Origin of the sequence: Antarctobacter heliothermus (assembly GCF_002237555.1) — a bacterium.
Classification (GTDB): Bacteria; Pseudomonadota; Alphaproteobacteria; order Rhodobacterales; family Rhodobacteraceae; genus Antarctobacter; species Antarctobacter heliothermus_B.
In genome coordinates this window covers 4,673,453-4,692,866 of record NZ_CP022540.1, presented here as the reverse complement: position 1 = coordinate 4,692,866, position 19,414 = coordinate 4,673,453, and the positions used below count along the sequence as shown (strand labels likewise).

The 19,414-nt window shown below is 61.5% G+C and carries 19 protein-coding genes and 1 pseudogene; 11 read left to right on the top strand and 9 right to left on the bottom strand.

Translation table 11 applies throughout. The features are described from left to right. Nucleotides 1-349: 349 nt before the first annotated feature. Entirely contained in the window at nucleotides 350-2,809 is a 2,460-nt protein-coding gene (gene hrpB / locus ANTHELSMS3_RS22335; RefSeq protein ID WP_094036799.1) for an ATP-dependent helicase HrpB, read from the bottom strand. A 155-nt stretch (nucleotides 2,810-2,964) separates the two neighbouring features. On the opposite strand from hrpB, the gene meaB reads away from it, so the two are divergent. The 4 genes from meaB to ANTHELSMS3_RS22315 all read left to right on the top strand — a co-directional run bounded on the left by meaB (nucleotide 2,965) and on the right by ANTHELSMS3_RS22315 (nucleotide 5,447). Further along, entirely contained in the window at nucleotides 2,965-3,945 is a 981-nt protein-coding gene (gene meaB, locus ANTHELSMS3_RS22330) for a methylmalonyl Co-A mutase-associated GTPase MeaB (protein ID WP_094036798.1), read from the top strand. Between the two features lie 241 nt (nucleotides 3,946-4,186). After that, nucleotides 4,187-4,474: a 50S ribosomal protein L28 gene (rpmB, locus tag ANTHELSMS3_RS22325; protein WP_089279544.1), complete on the top strand. Its 288-nt coding sequence runs from the start codon at nucleotides 4,187-4,189 to the stop codon at nucleotides 4,472-4,474. A 116-nt stretch (nucleotides 4,475-4,590) separates the two neighbouring features. After that, a complete protein-coding gene (locus ANTHELSMS3_RS22320; RefSeq protein WP_157733611.1) occupies nucleotides 4,591-4,929 on the top strand; it encodes a hypothetical protein in 339 nt (112 codons plus the stop codon). A 44-nt stretch (nucleotides 4,930-4,973) separates the two neighbouring features. Further along, complete coding sequence (locus ANTHELSMS3_RS22315; RefSeq protein WP_094037303.1) at nucleotides 4,974-5,447, top strand: copper chaperone PCu(A)C; 474 nt, start codon at nucleotides 4,974-4,976, stop codon at nucleotides 5,445-5,447. Between the two features lie 27 nt (nucleotides 5,448-5,474). On the opposite strand, the pseudogene ANTHELSMS3_RS22310 reads toward ANTHELSMS3_RS22315, so the two are convergent. After that, nucleotides 5,475-6,191 (bottom strand): annotated as a pseudogene (locus ANTHELSMS3_RS22310) (NAD-dependent deacylase). Between the two features lie 45 nt (nucleotides 6,192-6,236). Between ANTHELSMS3_RS22310 and ANTHELSMS3_RS22305 the strand changes: the two are divergent. Next, nucleotides 6,237-6,686, top strand: coding sequence for a low molecular weight protein-tyrosine-phosphatase (locus tag ANTHELSMS3_RS22305; protein ID WP_094037302.1), 450 nt, complete (start codon nucleotides 6,237-6,239; stop codon nucleotides 6,684-6,686). Here ANTHELSMS3_RS22305 and ANTHELSMS3_RS22300 read toward each other — a convergent pair. Then, on the bottom strand, nucleotides 6,677-6,856 hold the full coding sequence (locus ANTHELSMS3_RS22300; protein ID WP_094036796.1) for a CTP synthetase: 180 nt from the start codon (nucleotides 6,854-6,856) through the stop codon (nucleotides 6,677-6,679). The genes ANTHELSMS3_RS22305 and ANTHELSMS3_RS22300 overlap by 10 nt on opposite strands. A gap of 141 nt (nucleotides 6,857-6,997) precedes the next feature. Here ANTHELSMS3_RS22300 and ANTHELSMS3_RS22295 point away from each other — a divergent pair, with 141 nt between their 5' ends. Continuing rightward, complete coding sequence (locus tag ANTHELSMS3_RS22295) at nucleotides 6,998-7,855, top strand: DUF1353 domain-containing protein (RefSeq protein ID WP_157733610.1); 858 nt, start codon at nucleotides 6,998-7,000, stop codon at nucleotides 7,853-7,855. A gap of 171 nt (nucleotides 7,856-8,026) precedes the next feature. Here the strand turns inward: ANTHELSMS3_RS22295 and ANTHELSMS3_RS22290 are convergent, their stop codons facing one another. Continuing rightward, nucleotides 8,027-8,359 carry a hypothetical protein gene (locus tag ANTHELSMS3_RS22290; RefSeq protein WP_094036794.1) on the bottom strand — a complete coding sequence of 111 codons (333 nt, stop codon included), beginning with the start codon at nucleotides 8,357-8,359 and terminating at the stop codon, nucleotides 8,027-8,029. A gap of 113 nt (nucleotides 8,360-8,472) precedes the next feature. Here ANTHELSMS3_RS22290 and ANTHELSMS3_RS22285 point away from each other — a divergent pair, with 113 nt between their 5' ends. Next, nucleotides 8,473-9,060 carry an REP-associated tyrosine transposase gene (locus tag ANTHELSMS3_RS22285; protein ID WP_094036793.1) on the top strand — a complete coding sequence of 196 codons (588 nt, stop codon included), beginning with the start codon at nucleotides 8,473-8,475 and terminating at the stop codon, nucleotides 9,058-9,060. Nucleotides 9,061-9,153: 93 nt separating this feature from the next. Here ANTHELSMS3_RS22285 and ANTHELSMS3_RS25680 read toward each other — a convergent pair whose 3' ends face one another. Continuing rightward, complete coding sequence (locus ANTHELSMS3_RS25680) at nucleotides 9,154-10,230, bottom strand: hypothetical protein (protein ID WP_157733609.1); 1,077 nt, start codon at nucleotides 10,228-10,230, stop codon at nucleotides 9,154-9,156. Between the two features lie 167 nt (nucleotides 10,231-10,397). Continuing rightward, nucleotides 10,398-12,203, bottom strand: a complete 1,806-nt coding sequence (lepA, locus tag ANTHELSMS3_RS22280) for a translation elongation factor 4 (protein WP_094036792.1) — start codon at nucleotides 12,201-12,203, stop codon at nucleotides 10,398-10,400. Nucleotides 12,204-12,317: 114 nt separating this feature from the next. Here lepA and ANTHELSMS3_RS22275 point away from each other — a divergent pair, with 114 nt between their 5' ends. From ANTHELSMS3_RS22275 to ANTHELSMS3_RS22260, 4 genes are all read left to right on the top strand, one after another. Beyond that, the gene (locus ANTHELSMS3_RS22275) at nucleotides 12,318-13,610 is read left to right on the top strand and encodes a hypothetical protein (RefSeq protein WP_157733608.1); all 1,293 of its coding nucleotides are present in this window, start codon (nucleotides 12,318-12,320) and stop codon (nucleotides 13,608-13,610) included. A gap of 320 nt (nucleotides 13,611-13,930) precedes the next feature. After that, nucleotides 13,931-14,116, top strand: a complete 186-nt coding sequence (locus ANTHELSMS3_RS22270) for a hypothetical protein (protein WP_094036790.1) — start codon at nucleotides 13,931-13,933, stop codon at nucleotides 14,114-14,116. A 67-nt stretch (nucleotides 14,117-14,183) separates the two neighbouring features. After that, nucleotides 14,184-15,851, top strand: coding sequence for a tetratricopeptide repeat-containing sulfotransferase family protein (locus tag ANTHELSMS3_RS22265; RefSeq protein ID WP_094036789.1), 1,668 nt, complete (start codon nucleotides 14,184-14,186; stop codon nucleotides 15,849-15,851). An 89-nt stretch (nucleotides 15,852-15,940) separates the two neighbouring features. After that, nucleotides 15,941-16,294 carry an arginine transporter gene (locus ANTHELSMS3_RS22260; protein WP_094036788.1) on the top strand — a complete coding sequence of 118 codons (354 nt, stop codon included), beginning with the start codon at nucleotides 15,941-15,943 and terminating at the stop codon, nucleotides 16,292-16,294. 37 nt (nucleotides 16,295-16,331) lie between these two features. Here the strand turns inward: ANTHELSMS3_RS22260 and ANTHELSMS3_RS22255 are convergent, their stop codons facing one another. Genes ANTHELSMS3_RS22255 through hisD form a run of 3 tightly spaced genes read right to left on the bottom strand, consistent with a single transcriptional unit; the run spans nucleotide 16,332 to nucleotide 19,367 of the window. Continuing rightward, a complete protein-coding gene (locus ANTHELSMS3_RS22255; RefSeq protein ID WP_094036787.1) occupies nucleotides 16,332-16,997 on the bottom strand; it encodes an aspartate/glutamate racemase family protein in 666 nt (221 codons plus the stop codon). Between the two features lie 40 nt (nucleotides 16,998-17,037). Further along, nucleotides 17,038-18,048 carry a D-cysteine desulfhydrase gene (locus ANTHELSMS3_RS22250; RefSeq protein ID WP_094036786.1) on the bottom strand — a complete coding sequence of 337 codons (1,011 nt, stop codon included), beginning with the start codon at nucleotides 18,046-18,048 and terminating at the stop codon, nucleotides 17,038-17,040. Nucleotides 18,049-18,053: 5 nt separating this feature from the next. Continuing rightward, complete coding sequence (hisD, locus tag ANTHELSMS3_RS22245; protein ID WP_094036785.1) at nucleotides 18,054-19,367, bottom strand: histidinol dehydrogenase; 1,314 nt, start codon at nucleotides 19,365-19,367, stop codon at nucleotides 18,054-18,056. Nucleotides 19,368-19,414 lie beyond the last annotated feature (47 nt).

The following is a 19,414-nucleotide window of genomic DNA, read 5'->3' as shown; positions in this document are numbered from 1 at the left end:
CTACAAGGCTCCAGCCTCGCTGCGGCGTTGACCTGCGGTCTGGAGGGCAGTGGCTGAGCCGGGAAAATGCGCTTTGCGCTGAGACCGCATTCCTTACAGATGGTCACGACCCGCCCATGCCCGCCGGGCGTGGGCTGGGTGGCGTCGCAGGTGGTCCCGATCAAGATTCAGCAAAATGGCCAACTGGTTCTGGCGTTGACACGCGCATCAATGCCAGCATTGCAAAAACATAGGCGCGCCGCTCATCTGTCAGGTGACTGCCCCGCAGGCATTATGCACCAAAAGCACGGCATCTCTTTGATCGAGAAAGAGCACCATACTTCGCGGTCAGCAGGTACGCGGTTGGGGGTCAGGTGCCGCGTGGCTTAGCCCGCAGCGTGGGGTCCGCCTGTGTCGGGTCTTCTGGCCAGAGGTGCCGGGGATAACGCGCGCGCATGTCCTTGCGCACATCCGCATAAGAGCCGGACCAGAAACCGGGTAGATCCATCGTTGTCTGGACCGGGCGCTGGGCGGGGGACAACAGGGTCACCTTTAGTGGCGTCCGGCCCACCATCGGATGCGTCTTTTGTCCCAGGAGTTCCTGCAAGCGCAGACTGATTTCCGGATGATCGCCTGAATAGTCGATCGGGATCTGGCGACCAAGAGGTGTGGTGAAATGAGCGGGCGTGGCGGTGTCCAATGACTGCAACTGGTTCCAATCCAGCATGGCGCGCAGTGCGGGCAGCAGATCCAGCCGCTTCCAGTCTGCCGCGCTGCGCACGCCCGACAGGTAGGGCAACAACCAAGTTTCGATGGTGTCCAGCAGCGCCTCCGGGGACATGTCTGGCAAATCTTGTCCGGCGTCCCGCGCCAATGCCACGCGGGCGGTAAACCGGCGTTCGGCGTCCGACAGTGTGATGCCAAGGTCGCGAACGCCATCGAGCATGGCGCGGGCAAGTGCGGTGTCGGGGGCGTCTTTCCAGATGCGGTCGTCCAGCGCGATTGCCCCCAACCGTTCCTGTTGCCGCGCGATGACACGGCGATCACGTTTCGACCATTCACACAGGTTGGTCCAGATGATCCGTTCGTTGAACAGTGTGCGGATTTCAGCAAGGGAGATTGCAACGGCCTGTCGGATCTTTGCTTCTCGCGGGTTGCCGTCCGTGTCGGTAACGACGATCAACCGCTCTTTGGCCAGTGGATCGTGATCCTCCATGACCGCGCCTTTGCCGCCGGACATCTGGTAACGGGCGCTGTCACCAGAGCGTCGCAGGCCGATCCGGTCGGGATAGGCCAGAGCCGCCATTTCGGCGGCGGTAAAATTCTCTTTTGGCTCAGGGCGCTCAGGTGCGCGCCTCATGCTTTTGGTGAGGCGCTTGGCCTCTGTCTTGATCCGTTCCAGCGCGGCGCGGTTGATTTGTTCGGGACGACGCCGCGAAAACCCATGTGTATCGCGCAGGGCATCGAGCCGAAGTGAAAGATCCGAGGTCGCTCCTGTGAGTGGATCGCGATCGGACAATAGGGCGGCCAAATTGACAGCCTCGCGGCCGCCAAGAGTCAACATATGTGCAAGTCTTGGATGGAGCGGAAGTCTGGAAAGGGCGCGTCCGTGGGCCGTGATCCGCTTTTCTGCATCCAATGCGCCCAACATTTGCAGCAGCGCCTGAGCCTCGGTGCAGGCGCGTTCCGGCGGGGGCGTCAGAAAGGGCAATTGTGTCGGATCAGCGCCCCAAAGGGCGATTTCAAGCATGAGACCGGCAAGGTCCGCATTCTCGATTTCCGCCGGTGGAAAGGGGCTTAGAGACCCTTCTTCACCTTTTGTCCAAAGTCGATATGCCGTGCCGGGGGCAATGCGGCCTGCACGCCCTGCGCGCTGGGTCGCCTCGGCGCGGGTGACACGTTCGGTCACCAGCCGTGACATGCCGGACCCGGGATCGAACCGCGCACGGCGGGCCTTGCCGCCGTCGACGACGACGCGAATGTCCTCAATCGTAAGCGACGTTTCGGCGATAGATGTGGCAAGCACCAGTTTCCGGCCGGCTTGTTCTGGACGGATGGCCGCGCGTTGCGCCGAAAGATCCATGGCGCCGAAGAGCGGGCGCAGGTGGGTGTCCGGCGGCAGGCGCGGTTTCAGCAGCGCCTCGGTTCGGCGGATCTCGCCCTCGCCCGGAAGGAAAGCCAGAATGCCGCCTGTGGTTTCCTGATGCGCCTGAAGAATCAGATCGGCCAGCGCCGTGTCGAACCGGGTGCGTTTTGGCAGGGGCTGCGGCAGCCACCGGGTTTCGACCGGAAAGGCGCGGCCCTGAGAGGTGATTACTGGGGCCTGCATCAGATCCGCCACGGGCTGCGCGTCCAGTGTTGCGGACATGGCGACGAGGATGAGGTCGTCGCGCAGGGCGTCCGCGATTTCGAGGCACAGCGCGAGGCCGAAGTCGGCATTCAGCGATCGTTCGTGGAACTCGTCAAACAGCACCGCTCCGATCCCGGTCAGTTCCGGGTCGGACTGGATCATGCGGGTCAGGATCCCTTCGGTCACCACCTCAATGCGGGTGCGTTTCGATACGTTGGATTCGCCCCGGATTCGGTAGCCGACAGTTTCTCCGGGAGATTCGCCCAGTTGTTCGGAAAGGCGCTGCGCGGCGGCGCGCGCGGCAAGGCGGCGGGGTTCCAGCATGACGATGCGGCCCTTGGTCAGGCCCGCGTCAAGCAAGGCAAGCGGGACGCGGGTTGTCTTGCCGGCACCAGGCGGCGCCTGCAGGACGGCGCGACCTCGGCTGCGCAGGGCGGCTATCAGGTCCGGCAGGGCGTCTTCGATGGGGAGGCGTGTCATGGGGCCGCTTTAGCCGATGGGACGGGCCTTTGGCCAGTGATGGCAAAGGGGCGCTGCCCCCGTCTCCCTTCGGTCGACTCCCCCGGGATATTTCAGGACAGAAGAAGCTGCGGCGTGGTCTGGACTTTTACTGATGTGCGCGGGAAGAAACAGAGATGGATATTCACGACCTCAAGACCCGCATCCTTGCGGGCGAACGGCGGGCGCTAGCCCGGGCGATCACGCTGGTGGAAAGCGGGCGCGCGGATCACCGTGAGCAGGCGCTCCTTTTGTTGGAGAGTTTGAAAGGTCATGGCCGCGAAGCCCTGCGCGTGGGGATGTCGGGGACGCCGGGCGTTGGCAAGTCCACTTTTATTGAGACATTTGGCCTGATGTTGACAGGGCAAGGATTGAAGGTTGCGGTGTTGGCGGTCGATCCTTCGTCCGCCCGGTCCGGTGGGTCGATCCTGGGGGACAAGACGCGCATGGAGCGACTGTCGCGGGATCGCAATGCCTTTATCCGGCCGTCCCCGTCGCAAACCCAACTGGGCGGGGTGGCGCGGCGTACGCGTGAAGCGACAGACCTGTGCGAGGCTGCGGGATTCGACGTTGTGCTGATTGAGACCGTGGGGGTTGGTCAGTCCGAAACTATGGTGGCCGAAATGTCGGATCTGTTCCTGCTGCTGCTGGCACCTGCGGGGGGCGATGAATTGCAAGGCGTCAAACGTGGCATCATGGAGATGGCCGACATTCTGCTGGTCAACAAGGCGGACGGGGATCTGAAGGCGACGGCGCTGCGGACCTGCGCCGACTATGCCGGGGCGCTGCGTCTTTTGCGCAAACGTCCGCAGGACCCAGAGGGCTTTCCCAAGGCGATGACCGTATCGGCGCTGGAGGATACCGGGTTGGCAAAGGCCTGGGACGAGATGCAGTCCCTTGAGAAGTGGCGGCGCGAGACTGGGCATTTTGCGGCCCGGCGCGCGGAACAAGCGCGATTCTGGTTCGAAGCAGAGGTGCGGGAGCGGCTGTTGGCGCGACTATCGCGTGAGCCCGTGAGAGGGGCGATGGCGGCATTGGCACGTCAGGTCGAGGCTGGTGATCTGACGCCGACGGCGGCGGCAGAGGAATTGTTGCGCGATCATCTGCAGATGGACTGACCGAGGCATCGCAATACGGGAGGGGCCGGGGCCGCCAAGTCGCGTGTCTGTGTTTGATGAATCGCAACAGGCCCTTGACGAAGCCTGCGCATCTGCATATGCACCGTCGAACCAGATTCCGGGCGCCCCCCGATCCAGCAAACGGGCGGCGCCTTTTGATATTTGCAGGGCGGATCCTCCTCCCTGCTCGGATGAGATCGGCGGGGCAGAGGCCTTGCCACCAGTGGATGAGGACGAACCGATGTCGCGTGTGTGCGAACTGACCGGCAAAGGCCCCATGGTGGGCAACAATGTGAGCCACGCCAACAACAGGACCCGGCGCCGTTTTCTGCCGAACCTGAACGACGTGACCCTCCAGTCCGAGACTTTGGGCCGTGGCGTCAAGTTGCGTATTTCTGCGCATGCTTTGCGCTCGGTCGACCACCGTGGTGGTCTGGACAAGTTTCTGGCCAAGGCGAAAGATACCGAGCTTTCGGATCGCGCCCTGAAGGTCAAAAAAGAGATCAAGACAGCACAGGCCGACGCCTGAAGCTATCTGGCGATGGACAGTGAAAGCAGCCTCGCACCAACCGGTGCGGGGCTGTTTCCTTTTGTCGCTTTGGTCACATCTGACAATGCCAATATATCGAGCGGATGAAGCAGCGATTGCGATCTCTCTTTGGTATTGTGCTGGCGGTCGTTCTGGCCGTGACCAGCCAGTCGGCTGCCTTTGCACGCGGTCAGGCGGGGCCGGCGGGCACGATGGTGATCTGCCGTGGTCTGACCGTGTCGACCGTGTTGGTAGACGCGCACGGGCAGCCGATGCAGGTACAGCATCTCTGCCCCGATGCCGCTCTGGCGCTGTTTGTCGAATCGGGCGAGGCCCTGCCGCCGAGAGTGCGCGATGTCGTCTGGCAAGCGGTGTTGTGGGATGCGCCACCTCAGTTAAGCGGTTCGCTGGTCTCGATCTCTGCGTGCGCCCGTGGGCCGCCGGTTTTTCTCTGACAACGTGTTTTAACAATCTGACAGAGAAACCCGAGGATACCAAAATGACCCTGAAGACCCTTTTCGTCGGCGCAGTTGCGCTGGCCCTTGCCACGCCTGTTCTTGCCGACATCGTGATCACGGACCCTTATGCGCGCAGTTCCGGCCCCACGGCCAAGGCGGGTGCCGCTTTTATGGTGATCGAAAACACCGGCACCGAGGATGATCGGTTGATCGGCGTAAGTTCCGAGGTCGCAGTGCGCGTCGAACTTCACACGCACAAGGACATGGGCGAGGGCGTCATGCGCATGATGGAAGTCGAAGAAGGCTTTGCCGTGCCCGCCGGTGGCACCCACATGCTGCAGCGCGGAGGCGATCATGTGATGTTCATGGGCCTGAACGGACCCATGGAGCAGGGCAAGACAGTCGCCGTCACGCTGATCTTCGAGAAAGCAGGTGAGATGGTGGTCGACATCCCCGTCGATCTGGAGCGTAAACCGATGCACCACATGGGCCACGGCATGGGCGCCAGCAACTAGGCTGCCATGGCGGGATGCGGTCCTGCCCTACACAATCGGCAGGCGGCGCGCGCCGCCTGTCAAAAGGCTGTCGACCCAGTTCGGTACGATATCGGTCGCGGGGCCGATATGGTGGCTGGCAAAAGCGCGCGAGATTTCAGTGCGGTCAAGATTGAGTTCGACCGTCTCCGCCCCGGCCCTTGCGGCTTCGACGACGAATCCTGCCGCTGGATAGACTTGGCCGGAAGTTCCGATGGCGGCAAAGATTGCGCAGTCCTGCAGGTGGCTGTCGATCTCTTCCATGTGATAGGGCATCTCTCCGAACCAGACGATGTCCGGGCGTGCTGAGGGAGCGCGGCAGTTGGGGCACATGTCCCGTGGCGACATTTCGGGTGGGGCAGGCCAGCGATGATCGCAGGCGGCGCACAGGGCTCCGGTCAGAATTCCGTGCATGTGGATCGCAGTTGCGCCGGCCTTTTCGTGCAGCCCGTCCACGTTTTGCGTGACAATGATGACGTCGCCGGGTCATTTTTTCTGAAGCCGCGCGAGCGCGTCGTGGGCGGCATTGGGCGTGGCCGTAGCGGCCTGCTGACGGCGGGCGTTGTAAAAGGCGTGGACGAGGGCGGGATTGCGGGAAAAGCCCTCTGGTGTGGCAACGTCCTCGATCCTGTGCTGCGCCCAAAGCCCGCTTTCATCGCGAAAGGTGCCCAGCCCGCTTTCCGCCGACAGGCCCGCCCCAGTCAGTATGACGATCTTTTCGGTCATCACGGCTCCCTTGCTGAAAAGTGTCCCAATCGGTAGGACCAGATGATGACCCACCGTATCCTCTTTGTCTGTCTCGGCAACATCTGCCGGTCCCCGACCGCCGAGGCCGTCGTGCGGGCCAAGGCGGATGCGCAGGGGGTGTTTGTTACGCTGGATAGTGCCGGAACCGGAAACTGGCACAACGGCGAACCGCCCTTTGGTCCGATGCAGGATGCAGCACGCGCGCGCGGTTATGACATGTCGGACCTGCGCGCCCGGCAGGTGACCCCTGATGATTTCGATCGCTTTGACCTGATCGTGGCGATGGACGCGCAGAATTTGGATGATCTGAACACCCTTGCGCCTGCGGCGGGCGGAGCGCGTATTCGACTGATGACAGATTTCGCCGACACCAAAGATGCGACGGAGGTGCCCGATCCCTATTTCACACGGGACTTCGATGGCGCGTTGGATCTGATCGAGCGCTGTGCCGATGGTCTTTTGCGTCAGTTGTAGATTCGGCGCGCGACAAGCCACGACACAGGGGCGGCCAGGACAAAACCGACCGCCGCCGCGATGAGGATCGGCATAAGCGTGCCATGGCCTGCCACAAGAACGCCAATGACCATCGTTCCGGCAAGGCTGGTCGAAATCAGAGAATAGAGCAAACTGGCTAGACGAAACATTGCACTCTCCTGAACTGCATGAATGCGCGACACATAGTGTTGGCGGAATGCGGTTTCCTTGATTTGGGTCAGGCGCCGCTTGATCGAGATACGCGACTCCCGTATTTTCCCGACAACGAATTTGACCAATTGGATAGTCCCATGCGCAACCTTGCCCTTTTGACCGCTTGCGCCCTGACGCTCGCGGCATGCGATACGTCGGGCTACATTGCCCAGAGCAGCCGTGCCGACGCGCCGGAACTGTCTTGTCTGACCCGACCGCAGGGGGGCTGTACCTTTAGTCAGTCGCCCCTGCGTGTCCTGCCAGAACCAGTCGAACTGCCGAAACGGCCCTACAAGTTCTTTCCCACCGCAGGGCCGCTGAATTTTGTCGATGCACAGGGCAAAAACTGGGTGGCACCGCCGCGGACGCTGACCGATGGCGCGTCGATCCCCAAGATCTTTGTCGCGATTGTCGGCGATCCGACCGCGCCGGAGTTCATCAATGCGGCAGCCGTACACGATGCTTATTGTGGCGTCGGGAACGAGACGGGGACCATGTTCCACCGTGCCAAATGGGAAGACGTGCATGTCATGTTCTATGACGGCCTGATTGTTGGCGGCACGCCAGAGATCCGCGCCAAGATCATGTTCGCGGCGGTTTGGCTGGGGGGGCCGCGTTGGGCGACACCTGCGGGGGCTGTGGTGTCGACACAGGGCCAGACGGCCGGGCGATCTGTCTCTTACGTCAATCCGCTGGATCGGGTGCCAGTCCCGCGCAAGCAAGAGGCGATGCGCCGGGTCAAAAGCTATATCGAGTCTACGCGCCCGCCGCTGCCGCGTCTGATCGCCTACCTTAAGCAAGTAGAGCGCGAGATGTTGCAGGACGTCTGGGCGCTGGCCTACGAAGAAGGTCAGGATGGGGACAGCGATTATTTTCTGGAGGAGCCGGAGGAGGAGTACGTCCCCGACTATGAGTACGAAGAGACCGTCGACCCTGAACTGGATGTAGGAAATTAAGACGCGCCGCGTGCGGCAGTGATCCGGTCCAAGGCGGGCTCCGCATTGGGCTATCGGGTCGCGGCTCCGGGGGAGGGGCATGAGGCGCTGTCCACGCGTGGACAGATTCGCGCCTGTTGAAAATCAATAGGTTACAGAGACGGTTTTACCTGCGCTTAACCTTTGGCCCGCTCAGAGGCCGGGGCAGATATAGACGATGGTCAGACCCGGACCGGCCAGAGCGATGGCATAGCTGGTGCCGGTCTCACCCGAAAAAGGCGCGGGTTTCGGCTCGCTGCTGGGGGCGGGACCGGGCAGCACCTGCCCGGTGCTGGTGCGGATAACGACCGCGCCGGGACCAAGGTTATACAGCGTCCAGGTATGCGCGGGCGCGTTCATCGGAATGGACAAAGCGGGGTCGTTCAGATCATGGCCCAGACATTCCTGCGGCTGCGCGGCCAGCGGGGCGGCGAAGGCCGAGACCAGCGCCGAGGTGGACACCAAAGCTGTGCATTTGCGGAACATGCGAGACTCTCCCCCGTATGGAAGGCGCAGAATAGGGCGTTGCGGCGTGGGGAGCAATGATGGGCGAGGGCGTGGGTTCACACGCCATTAACCATTCGGGGCGAGGATGCGGCATGTCCCGTTACATCCGTCCAAAGGTTTCCGGCGCGCGCGTGTTCTTTACGGTCAACCTTGCGGACCGTGGCAGCGATTTATTGGTGCAGGAGGTCGATCTCTTTCGGGATGCGGTGCGCAGAACGCGGGCCGAGCGGCCATTCGGGATTGAGGCTTGGGTTGTCCTGCCGGATCACCTGCATTGCATTTGGCAGATGCCAGCAGGGGACAGGGAGTATGGCCGACGGTGGGGCGCGATCAAAGCGCGGTTTACGATGGCGGTGCGGGAGAAGTATTCCATTGATGATGGGTGTAGGCCGGGCTTAAGCCCGGCTTACCCAAAGATGCCAAGTGAATTGCCGGTTGTTCGGTCGGGGCGGTTTGCCGGGCTGAAGCCCGGCCTACGGGAGACCAAGCGTGAGGCGGCTGTGTGGCAGCGGCGCTTCTGGGAGCACCATATTCGGGACGAGGCGGATTTCGCGGCGCACTTGCGGTATTGTTGGATCAACCCGGTGAAACATGGGTTGGTAGAGCGGGTTGAGGATTGGCCGTATTCCTCGGTGCATCGGGATGTGCGGTTTAGGGTTGGGATGGATTTGGTTGGGTAGGGGGGCGTAGCATGTTGCGACGGAGGAGGCGAGTTAGAGCGCGGTGCGTGCTTGCGCGCACCGTATGTTCTGTTTTCTGATTGTTTGCGCGGACTACGGAACGAGGTTTTGATAGATCAATCTGTTGAATTGCCAAAAAAGATCAGAGCATGTGTCATTGACAGTGTGAATGTTGAGACTTCCAAGTTTCTCCCAATGTCCATTTGAGTACGACTTTCCAAAAATCCTTTTAAATTCTTCACGCAATGCTTTTGCGGAGTGTTCTGACTGGCCTTTTGTCGTAGCTACCACACTTTTGACTGGCAGACGACCTCCCCTAAATAGCATTTTCATGTTCAAAGGAAGAAAACCAAACCCCAAGAAAACAAGAAGCGTATGATCGGAAAATAGTTCTCGGAATTCTGCTGAAAATCCCTCTGAGGCGCCTTCGGTAAAAGTTCGAAGGCTTGTCACTGCGCCTGCCGCCGCTTTGGCATCTATATCTTCCCCGAAGTTATCAATGCCAAATTGATCTAGGTTGAGTGAGCCGACGGAGCCGTAAGGGTAGTGGACCTGTAGCTGATCGAGAACTGACTTGCTGTCCCTATCGGATAAGTTGAAATATTGTCTGGCGGCATTGAAAATAAACTGATGTATGCAGCGGTCGTAATTAAATGAGACGAAATGAGTGCTTCCCAATGCCTCTAAGAAATCAGAGAAGTTTCTCTGTGATACAAGGACTTTGAAAAGTTCTGTAATCCAATTTCGATCCATTTTACTAGGATTGAAGCGGTTGTACATGTTGCTCTTATCGACAAAGAGGCTGGAAGCGTTCTCCGCTTTTCGTATTGCTACAGCAATTGCTAGTTTTCCAACGTTTACTAATTCTCGATCTTCTCGGTGAGTATCCAAAAAATTGTCGATCGAAGGCGCCAAAGGCATATTGTCACGAATTATTGGCAACTTTTCAAACAGAAGGCTTTTAGAATTTCGGGATGCTGTTTCTGATGAGTCCTTAGCTAAAGCCTCGATTGCTTTCCGAAGCGTTTCATCCGTCGTGTTCAAGGATTCTTTTGGGTATTCTCCGCACAGTTTGGATATTTTCGTCTTTAGTTCCTCACCTGCGGGAAGCCCGAACTCACAACTAGCTCCTGCCCCAACAATGAATACTGTTTTCGCGTTCGTTGGCATAGCTTGAACTCGCAGCTAGCAAAAATTCACTCTCCAAAGAGACAGCAATACACAAAAAATTGCAATAACGTTGAAACCGAATGGTTAGCGTATCTCTGCTCCACCGAGTGGGCACGCGGAACCTGCTGCGCAGAACCCGCTGCCGCCCACGCGCCCGGTAAAATGGACTATTCGTCCATTTTCAGGGCGGAAATAAACGCTTCTTGCGGGATCTCTACCTTGCCGAACTGGCGCATCTTCTTCTTGCCCGCCTTCTGCTTTTCCAGCAGCTTTTTCTTGCGGGTCGCGTCGCCGCCGTAGCATTTGGCCGTGACGTCCTTGCGCAGCGCCGACAGGGTCTCTCGGGCGATGACCTTGCCGCCGATGGCCGCCTGAATCGGGATCTTGAACATCTGGCGCGGGATCAGGTCCTTGAGCTTGGCGCACATGGCGCGGCCGCGCATGTCGGCGCGGTCACGGTGGACCATGGTGGACAGCGCGTCGACGGGCTCATCGTTCACGAGGATCTGCATTTTGACGAGGTTGTCCTCGCGGTAGCTGTCCATCTGGTAATCGAAGGAGGCATAGCCCTTGGTTACCGATTTCAGCCGGTCGTGGAAGTCAAAGACCACCTCGTTCAGTGGCAGGTCATAGACCACCATCGCGCGGTTGCCGACATAGGTCAGGTCCAACTGGATGCCGCGGCGGTCCTGACAGAGTTTCAGCACGTCGCCCAGATAGTCGTCGGGCACGAGGATCGTCGCCTTGATGCGCGGCTCTTCGAGATGGTCGACCTTGGACATGTCGGGCATGTCGGCGGGGTTGTGCAGCTCTAGCACAGAGCCGTCTTTCATGAAGATGTGATAGATCACCGAAGGCGCGGTGGTGATCAGGTCGATGTTGTATTCGCGCTCAATCCGGTCGCGGATGACCTCAAGGTGCAAGAGGCCAAGGAAGCCGCAGCGAAAGCCAAACCCGAGGGCGGCGGAGGTTTCCATCTCAAAGCTGAAGGAGGCGTCGTTGAGGGCGAGTTTCTCGATGGCGTCGCGCAGGTCCTCAAATTCGGCGGAGTCGACCGGGAAGAGGCCGCAGAAGACCACCGGGATCGAGGGTTTGAAGCCGGGCAGGGGTGTCTCACACGGGCGCTTTTCGTGGGTGATCGTGTCGCCCACCTTGGTGTCGCGGACCTGCTTGATGGAGCCGGTGAAAAAGCCGATCTCACCGGGGCCGAGCTCCTTGACGTCCTGCATGGCGGGGCGGAAGACGCCGAGTTTGTCGACGCCGTATTTGCCGCCCGTGCGCATCATGCGGATGTTGTCGCCCTTTTTCAGGGTGCCGTCCATGATGCGGACAAGGACCACAACGCCAAGGTAGGGGTCATACCAGCTGTCGACCAGCATCGCCTTGAGCGGCGCGTCGGGATCGCCGGAATGGGGCGGCGGCAGGCGCTTGACGATGGCCTCTAGGACGTCGGGGATGCCGATGCCGGTCTTGGCGGAGATCAGGCAGGCGTCCGAGGCGTCGATGCCGATGACGTCCTCAATCTGCGCTGCGATGCGTTCGGGTTCGGCGGCGGGCAGGTCGATCTTGTTGAGGACGGTGACGATCTCATGGTCGGCGTCGATGGCGGTGTAGACGTTGGCCAGCGTCTGCGCCTCGACCCCTTGAGTGGCGTCCACGACCAGCAAGGACCCCTCGACCGCGCGCATGGAGCGGGAGACCTCGTAGGCGAAATCGACGTGCCCGGGGGTGTCGATCAGGTTGAGGATATAGGTGTGACCGTCCTGCGCCGGGTAATCGATGCGGACGGTGTTGGCCTTGATGGTGATGCCGCGTTCACGCTCGATATCCATGGCGTCCAGCATCTGGGCCTTCATGTCGCGTTCGGCGACGGTGCCGGTGAGCTGGATCAGCCGGTCGGCCAGGGTGGATTTCCCGTGGTCGATGTGGGCGACGATGGAGAAGTTGCGGATGCGGGACAGGGGTGTGCTCATGTCCTGCGATATGCTGTGGAATAGGTGTTTGGTCAAGTGGGGATGGGGCTAGGGGGTGGTTGCGACAGAAGATGAGGCACGTAGACTGACCCTGCTCAGCGACGGGAGACGAATATGAAGTTTGAGTCGAAAGACTCTTTTAGGGATTGGTTGTCGAACCAGCCGCAGTCCATGTGCGTTGCGATTGGAGCGCGGGCTGCTTTACGTGTATGGACTATTCTGCTTGTCGAGATGAAACACGATGGGCCACCATTCGCGCAGGAACGTGAAAAATTGGCGCTGTTCACTGGATGGTCGATGCTTGTAGCCCTTGGAGCCGCCAGAGAAACAAGCAGGTCTTTGGAAGCAGTTGCGAACGAGATCGAGAGCGCCATTGCAACCCTGCGAAGTGGCACAATGCCTGCTTCACTCGATAGAGCCGCACGCGCAGCTGAAAATGTTGCGGCTGCAGTTGGTAAAAACTACAGAATTGAATGGGTTTCAGACCATATAACTTACACGACAGCTCTTCACGCCTCTAATGCCAAAAATTCCGCAGTTTATGCCATTCGAACAAAATCTAAATTGGCCGCACGTGAGATCGAAGACGCGACCTACAGGGATGCCGATTTCGGCGTTTCGGATGTGCTGGGACTACCTCTTTGGCTTGACGGTGTACCGCCAGCGTCCGCGAGCGCGTTTGGCTTAAGCGGTACTCTGCTGGACACCGATCCACGTTTTGAGTTCTTCAAGCGCTGGTATGACAGCATGGTGCGCGGCGCGCCGATGGACTGGGAGTTGCAACGCCGCGTGGCTTTGATCCCGCAGGAGGTCTGGGAGGCCGGGGCGGATGCGGTGGCCGGGGCTATTGCGGAGATTGAGGCGGCGTGGGAAGCGGAGCGGCAAGCCATTGAGCCGCGTTGGCCCGATTTTGAGCCGCGCCATGTCACGCATCTTTTTGAAAACAAGATCATCGTCTCAGCGGGCGTTTCCTCACTTTCGGCCATGATCCGGCAGGAGTTCGAGCGGTTCCGTGCGGAAACAGGATTGAACGAAACGCCAGAGATGTTTGCGCCGCTGGAGGCGTTGCCCCGCGGGCTGGACCGGATTGCCGACATTCTGACCAAAATGGAACAGTCCGATGCGACAGAGCAGGCGCTGCGCGAGGAAATTGGTCGGTTGAATGCGCAGGTTGCGAACCTTGAAACCGAATTGGCCAAGGCCAAGGCGGATTGCGAGGCATTGCAGAGGTCGTCGTGGAAAACGGTGGCCGCATGGACAATTGGCGGGGCAAATCTGTTCGGCGTTCTTGCGACCGCGGTTTGGACGGTTTCCGGCGATGAAGTTGGCGCGCAGCAGCGGTTGGAGACTTTGGTGGAGTACCGTGACGTTCTCATGGGAACTGGTCAGCCGCCTATTGGACCTTGAGCCGACATGTTGGCGGGCTGAAGCCCGCCCTACGGATTGGATGGAACGGAGTTTTTTCTGGCAAGGGGGTGCCGGGCTGAAGCCCGGCCTACCTTGGGATGGTGGGGGGGGGCGCTGCGCGTCCTGTGTCGCTTGGACATCCCGGTGGAGTGGGGTGTTTGCCGCCCGGTTGTTGCGATCCAAGGTGCAAGGCGTCTTGGGCGGTCGGGGTGCAGGGCGCGGACACCAAAGTCAGGTATTCCATAAGGAGGTATGCCTGACTGTGGGGCGCTGAGCGGGAGCGGTAGGGTTTGGAGAACGCCGCCCAAAGGAAACACGCCATGATCCGCCCGGTTCTTCTCACCGCTCTTGTTCTGAACCTTGCCTCTGCCGAGGCCTTTGCCGCGCCGACGGTGCGCATGGACAATGACAGGAGCCTGACCGCCCAGATCGACGGCTTTCACGGTGCGTCGGGCACGGGCAAGTCCGTGCAGGCAGGCTCTGCCGGAGTGGGCGCGGCGCGCTGACCGGACCGGCGCACACCTCTTGTTTACCTTGACCCGCCTAGGGTGCCCCAACAGATGAGGGCATCCAATGGCAATGGTCGAGACAGCGCTGGCACGGGCCAGATCACATGAACGCAAGGGAGAGGCGGCGCAGGCCAAGGCCCTGTGCCGCGATGTGCTGACGCGGTATCCGCGCAATGCACGGGCGCGGGCCCTATTGGCGCGATTGCCAGAGGCGGCGCCGTCCCAGGATCTTTTGGAAAAGCTGGTTGCGGCGCACAAGGCCGGTCACTCCATGCTGGTGGCCGAACAGGTGGCACGGCTGTTGCCGATCTATCCCGACAGTTATGTGCTGTGGCAGATCCACGGCGGTGTCCTGCTGGAACTGGGCGCTTTTGCGCAGGCGGAGGAGTCGCTGGCGCGGGCGGCCAAGTTGCGTCCCGATCTGGCAGAGGCGCGGGTGAACCATTCGGTGTCCCTGCGTGCCACCGGACGCGGGGCCGAGGCAGAGGCGCAGGTGCGCGCGGCGCTGGATCTGGACCCGACCAACGCGGGCGCAATGATGGAACTGGCGTCGGTGCTTGCAGATCGGGGCGATTTGCCCGGGGCCGCAGTGCTGTGTCAGGCGGTGATCGACAAGACGCCAAAGGTGGCGACCGCGCAGAACATCCTTGGCGTCGCAGCCTATGAAGAGGGGCGTTTCGCCGAAGCGCAGGCGCATTATGAGCAGGCGGTGAACATCGCGCCGCAGTTTGCCGAGGCGCATCGCAACCTGTCCGCGATCAAGCCTTGGCCCCGCGAAGACAGCCAGTTGGACCAGATGATTGCGCTGTATGATGATCCCGCCGTCGCGCCGATGGATCGGACGCGGCTGTGCTTTGGCCTGTTCGATGCTTACGACACGCTGGGGGACCGTGACCGCGCGTGGGCCTATCTGGAAGAGGGAAACGCGTTGCGCAAGGCCTTGATGGGGTACGATATATCCCAGGATCAGGCGTTGTTTCGGCGGTTGGCAGAATTGGACGCCGCGCCGTTGGAGCCGTCAGAGCCGGGTGCGGTCACGCCGATCTTTATCCTAGGGATGCCGCGCTCCGGCACCACGCTGACAGAACAGATCATCTCTGCCCATGGGCAGGTCACCGGGGCGGGGGAATTGTCGCTGTTGGCGGATATGGCACGCGGCTTTCTTGAAGGAGCGCCCGTGACAGAGGCGGGATTGCAGGCGCTGCGTCGCGGCTATCTGGAGGGGCTGGCCGCGCATTCAGACGGGGCGCGCTATGTGACTGACAAGATGCCGCATAACTTTTGCTTCTTACCGTTGATCTGTGCGGCGCTGCCTGAGGCGCGGATTGTGCATGTGGTGCGCGATGCGCCGTCGGTGTGCTGGTCGAACCTGAAGCAGTATTTTACCGCGTCGTCCTTGGGGTACTGCTACGATCTGGAGGATGTCGTCACCTATCACGGGATGTACCGCGACTGGACCGCGCGCTGTGAGGCGGATTGGCCGGGGCGGGTGCGACGGTTGGAGTATGGGGATCTGACGGCAGATCCGGGCGGTGTGACGCGTGCGCTGATTGTGGATCTGGGATTGGATTGGGACGCGGCCTGCCTGTCGCCGCAAGACAATGCGCGCGTCGTCCACACCGCATCGGCAGGGCAGGTGCGGCGGCCTGTCTACCGGGCCGAAACAGAGGCGTGGGTGGCCTATGCGCCTCGGGTCGAAGAGGCTTTCGCCAGACTGCGCGTGGATTCTTGAAGGTTGGCGCCGTTTGGCGCATTATGCCACCTGAGGGCAGCGCCTGGGCAGATGGAAAATCCGCGTCCGGGCAATGAGAGACAGGTGAGATGAAACAAGCAGTTATTCTGGCTGCCTGCCTCGGGCTTGTAGCCTGCGGCGGCGGAAACTCTTCGAAACGTAGCTATGGTGCGGCACCGCAGGTGAGGGTGTCCTCTGGTCCGATTTCCGATGCCTGCCTGCGCGCGGGCCGGTCAGGGGCGACGCGGCAGCGATGTGGTTGTATCCAGTCGGTGGCGAACAGCGATCTGACGTCGTCGGATCAACGGCTGGCGGCGACGTTTTTTGCCGATCCGCACCGGGCGCAGGAGACTCGGCAGTCCGACAATCCGCGCAATGAGGCGTTCTGGAAACGCTACAAGGCGTTTGCGGCGCGTGCAGAAAGTGCTTGCCGCGCGACCTGAGGCTGGACCAGAGACCGGGCCAAAGACCGGCGGGCGTTCAGTCCTGCGTGGCGTGGGCAATGATGCGGCCGACCAGACAGTCAAGACTGTCCGTCCACGAGACGTCCGGCGGCAGCAGAGGTGCGGCAAGCGATAGTTCGGTGCAGGCGATCAGGATATGATCGGTGCGTTCCTGCAACCGGCGCGCCTGTTCGGCAAAGGCGGGCAAGATCTGCTCGGGCGGAGCACCTGCCTTGATGGCGCGGATCATCTCCAGCAGCGGCGCATCGTCGGGCGGTGCGGTATAGGGCGCGTCGAGGTAGTGATCGAAGATGCCGGTCAGACGCGTGGCGGGTGACGCAAGGATGCCGATGCGGCCTTTGCCTTGCAGCGCGGTGGCGGTTGCGGACAGCATGTCGAGAAACGGCAGGTCGCAGGTGGCACGAATGCCGCCTGCGTAGTGGTGCGCCGTGTTGCAAGGCATGGCCAGCGCGGTCGCGCCCGCGGCCGCGAGATCCCGGCACATATCCTGCAACACCGGCAAGGGTGAGGGGCCAGTGCCGTCAATCAGCGCGGCGATCCGCGACGGGACGCGCGGATTCTGGTGCACGATCAATGGCACATGGTCCGCGTCGTCCTGCGCCGGAACCTTATCCAGAACCTTTTGCATGAGCAGGATGGTGGCCTGTGGCCCCATCCCGCCCAGAATGCCCACCGGCCTCATGCCGCCCTCTGCGGGATGGCACTGATACAGCGGGCACGGGTCATGCGCGCGATTTCACGTCAAAGGCATGGGTGTAGCCGGTCAGCCCGATGGCGCCGCCGGTGTGTAGAAAGACCACGCGTTCATGGCTTTTGAAATGGCCTTTGCGGATGAGATCGATCAGCCCGGCCGCGCCTTTGGCGGAATAGACCGGGTCAAGCAGGATTGCCTCTGTCCGGGCAAAGATGTCGATCGCCTCCAGCGTCGATTCGGCGGGGATGCCATAGCCGGGGCCGACGTAGTCGGTGTTGGCAACAACGTCCTCACGCGACACCACGCCGGGGCAGCCCAGCTTTTCCGCAGTTTTGACGGCAAGGTTGTAGACGTTTTCCTCTTGCTTGGGTTTGGGTGCGCGCACGCCGATGCCCAGCAGGGGGATTTGTGCATTCATCGCCTTGAGCCCGGTGATCAGCCCGGCCTGTGTCCCGGCCGACCCGGTGGCGTGGACGATGTGATCCACCTTTAGGTCCATCTCGACAAACTGGTTCAGCATCTCCAGCGCGCAGTTGACGTAACCAAGCGCGCCGGTGGCGTTCGAGCCGCCGCCGGGGATGGTATAGGGCTTGCGGCCTTTGGTGCGCATCTGGTCGGCGACGGCCTCCATCTCGGCGTTCATGTCCAGATCGGGGCCACGATGTTCGATCGACGCACCGTGCAGCACGTCCAGCAGGACGTTGCCGTTATAGCGATAGTTCTCGTGGTTGTAGCCGGTGCGGTCCTCCAGCAGGATATGACACTCCAGCCCCAGTTTCGCCGCCGCCGCCGCCGTCTGGCGGGCGTGGTTGGATTGCGTCGCGCCTTGGGTCAGGACGATGTCCGCGCCCTGATCCATGGCCTCGGCCATGAGGAATTCCAGCTTGCGGGTCTTGTTGCCGCCGGTCGAAAGGCCGGTGCAGTCGTCTCGCTTGATCCAGATTTCCGGGCCGCCCAGCAGTTCGGACAGGCGCGGCATCGGTTCAAGCGGTGTGGGAAGGTGTGCCAGCCGGACACGGGGGAATTTGGCAAGGTTCATGAAGATCAGCTTTCGTTGGCGACACAGGCGCGAGGGGTCAGGGTGGCAAGGCGGGCTTCTGCCGTCAAGGCGTGGCCGGTCATGCCTTCGGCGCGGGAAATGACAGAGGTGGCGCGGGCCAGCGCGGGCAGCGCCTCGGGCGTGGCGCGTTGCCATGTGACGGTTTTCAGGAACTTGTGCACCGACAGCCCGCCGGTATAGCGCGCCGCGCCGCCGGTGGGCAGCACATGGTTGGGACCGGATGCTTTGTCGCCAAAGGCCACAGTGGTGTCGGCCCCCAGAAACAGTGAGCCATAGGCGGTCAGGCGGGCCTGCCACCACGGCAGATCGGTGCATTGAACGTGCAGATGCTCGGGCGCGTAGCGGTCCGATTCGGCGGCCATTTCCTCGCGGCTGTTGCACAGGATGATCTCACCCATTGCGTCCCATGCGGCCCGCGCGGTCGCGCCGTTTTCGCCATCTATGCGGGCGCAGGTTTCCGGCATCAGGTCGGCGACACGGCGCGCCAGCGGTTCGTGATCGGTGATCAGCCAGCAGGGCGATGTGGGCCCGTGTTCGGCCTGACCGGCCAGATCGAGCGCGACCAGCGCCGGGTCAGCGGTGGCATCGGCGAGGATCAGCACGTCCGTGGGCCCGGCGAACATGTCGATGCCCACGGGGCCGAACAACTGGCGCTTGGCCTCGGCCACATAGGCGTTGCCGGGACCGGCCAGCACGTCGGCTGGCGGTGCGCCGAACAGGCCATAGGACATGGCGGCAATGCCCTGTACGCCGCCAAGGCACAGGATCGTGTCCGCCCCGGCCAGATGCATGGTGTAGAGCGTCGCCGGGTCAATGCCCTGAGCGGTGCCGTCTGGCGCGCGGCGTGGCGGCGCGCAGGCGGTGATATGCGGCACACCTGCGGCGCGGGCGGTCGCGATGGTCATCAGTGCCGAGGCGATGTGCGCATAGCGTCCGCCCGGCACATAGCAGCCCGCCGCGCCGACCGGCAGGCTGGACTGCCCCGCGACAAGGCCGGGGTGCAGTTCGATCTCGATATCGCGCAGCGAGGCGCGCTGGGCCTGCGCAAAGCGCCGGATGTTGTCATGCGCATAGTCCAGCGCCTGTTTCAGCGCATCGGAAAGGTCTTTCCCCGCCTTCTGTGCCTGCTCGGGGGGCACGACAATCTCGCCGGTCCAGCCATCCAGCCGTTGGGCATAGTCGCGCGCGGTGTCTTCTCCCCCTGTTTTCAGGCGGGCAAGCATAACCTGCACGGTGTCGGCGACATCGGCCAGCGCGGCGGGGGGCAGGCCGGGGGCGGATTTGATCAGGCGAGGCATGCGTTTTCCTTGACGTGGGGGTGTATCTTCACAAAAACGGAAACTGT

Coding starts and splice junctions, on each gene's coding strand:
- hrpB (WP_094036799.1), bottom strand. CDS start 2,809: ATGACACGCCTCCCCATCGAAGACGCCCTGCCGGACCTGATAGCCGCC.
- meaB (WP_094036798.1), top strand. CDS start 2,965: ATGGATATTCACGACCTCAAGACCCGCATCCTTGCGGGCGAACGGCGG.
- rpmB (WP_089279544.1), top strand. CDS start 4,187: ATGTCGCGTGTGTGCGAACTGACCGGCAAAGGCCCCATGGTGGGCAAC.
- ANTHELSMS3_RS22315 (WP_094037303.1), top strand. CDS start 4,974: ATGACCCTGAAGACCCTTTTCGTCGGCGCAGTTGCGCTGGCCCTTGCC.
- ANTHELSMS3_RS22305 (WP_094037302.1), top strand. CDS start 6,237: ATGACCCACCGTATCCTCTTTGTCTGTCTCGGCAACATCTGCCGGTCC.
- ANTHELSMS3_RS22300 (WP_094036796.1), bottom strand. CDS start 6,856: ATGTTTCGTCTAGCCAGTTTGCTCTATTCTCTGATTTCGACCAGCCTT.
- ANTHELSMS3_RS22295 (WP_157733610.1), top strand. CDS start 6,998: ATGCGCAACCTTGCCCTTTTGACCGCTTGCGCCCTGACGCTCGCGGCA.
- ANTHELSMS3_RS22290 (WP_094036794.1), bottom strand. CDS start 8,359: ATGTTCCGCAAATGCACAGCTTTGGTGTCCACCTCGGCGCTGGTCTCG.
- ANTHELSMS3_RS22285 (WP_094036793.1), top strand. CDS start 8,473: ATGTCCCGTTACATCCGTCCAAAGGTTTCCGGCGCGCGCGTGTTCTTT.
- ANTHELSMS3_RS25680 (WP_157733609.1), bottom strand. CDS start 10,230: ATGCCAACGAACGCGAAAACAGTATTCATTGTTGGGGCAGGAGCTAGT.
- lepA (WP_094036792.1), bottom strand. CDS start 12,203: ATGAGCACACCCCTGTCCCGCATCCGCAACTTCTCCATCGTCGCCCAC.
- ANTHELSMS3_RS22275 (WP_157733608.1), top strand. CDS start 12,318: ATGAAGTTTGAGTCGAAAGACTCTTTTAGGGATTGGTTGTCGAACCAG.
- ANTHELSMS3_RS22270 (WP_094036790.1), top strand. CDS start 13,931: ATGATCCGCCCGGTTCTTCTCACCGCTCTTGTTCTGAACCTTGCCTCT.
- ANTHELSMS3_RS22265 (WP_094036789.1), top strand. CDS start 14,184: ATGGCAATGGTCGAGACAGCGCTGGCACGGGCCAGATCACATGAACGC.
- ANTHELSMS3_RS22260 (WP_094036788.1), top strand. CDS start 15,941: ATGAAACAAGCAGTTATTCTGGCTGCCTGCCTCGGGCTTGTAGCCTGC.
- ANTHELSMS3_RS22255 (WP_094036787.1), bottom strand. CDS start 16,997: ATGAGGCCGGTGGGCATTCTGGGCGGGATGGGGCCACAGGCCACCATC.
- ANTHELSMS3_RS22250 (WP_094036786.1), bottom strand. CDS start 18,048: ATGAACCTTGCCAAATTCCCCCGTGTCCGGCTGGCACACCTTCCCACA.
- hisD (WP_094036785.1), bottom strand. CDS start 19,367: ATGCCTCGCCTGATCAAATCCGCCCCCGGCCTGCCCCCCGCCGCGCTG.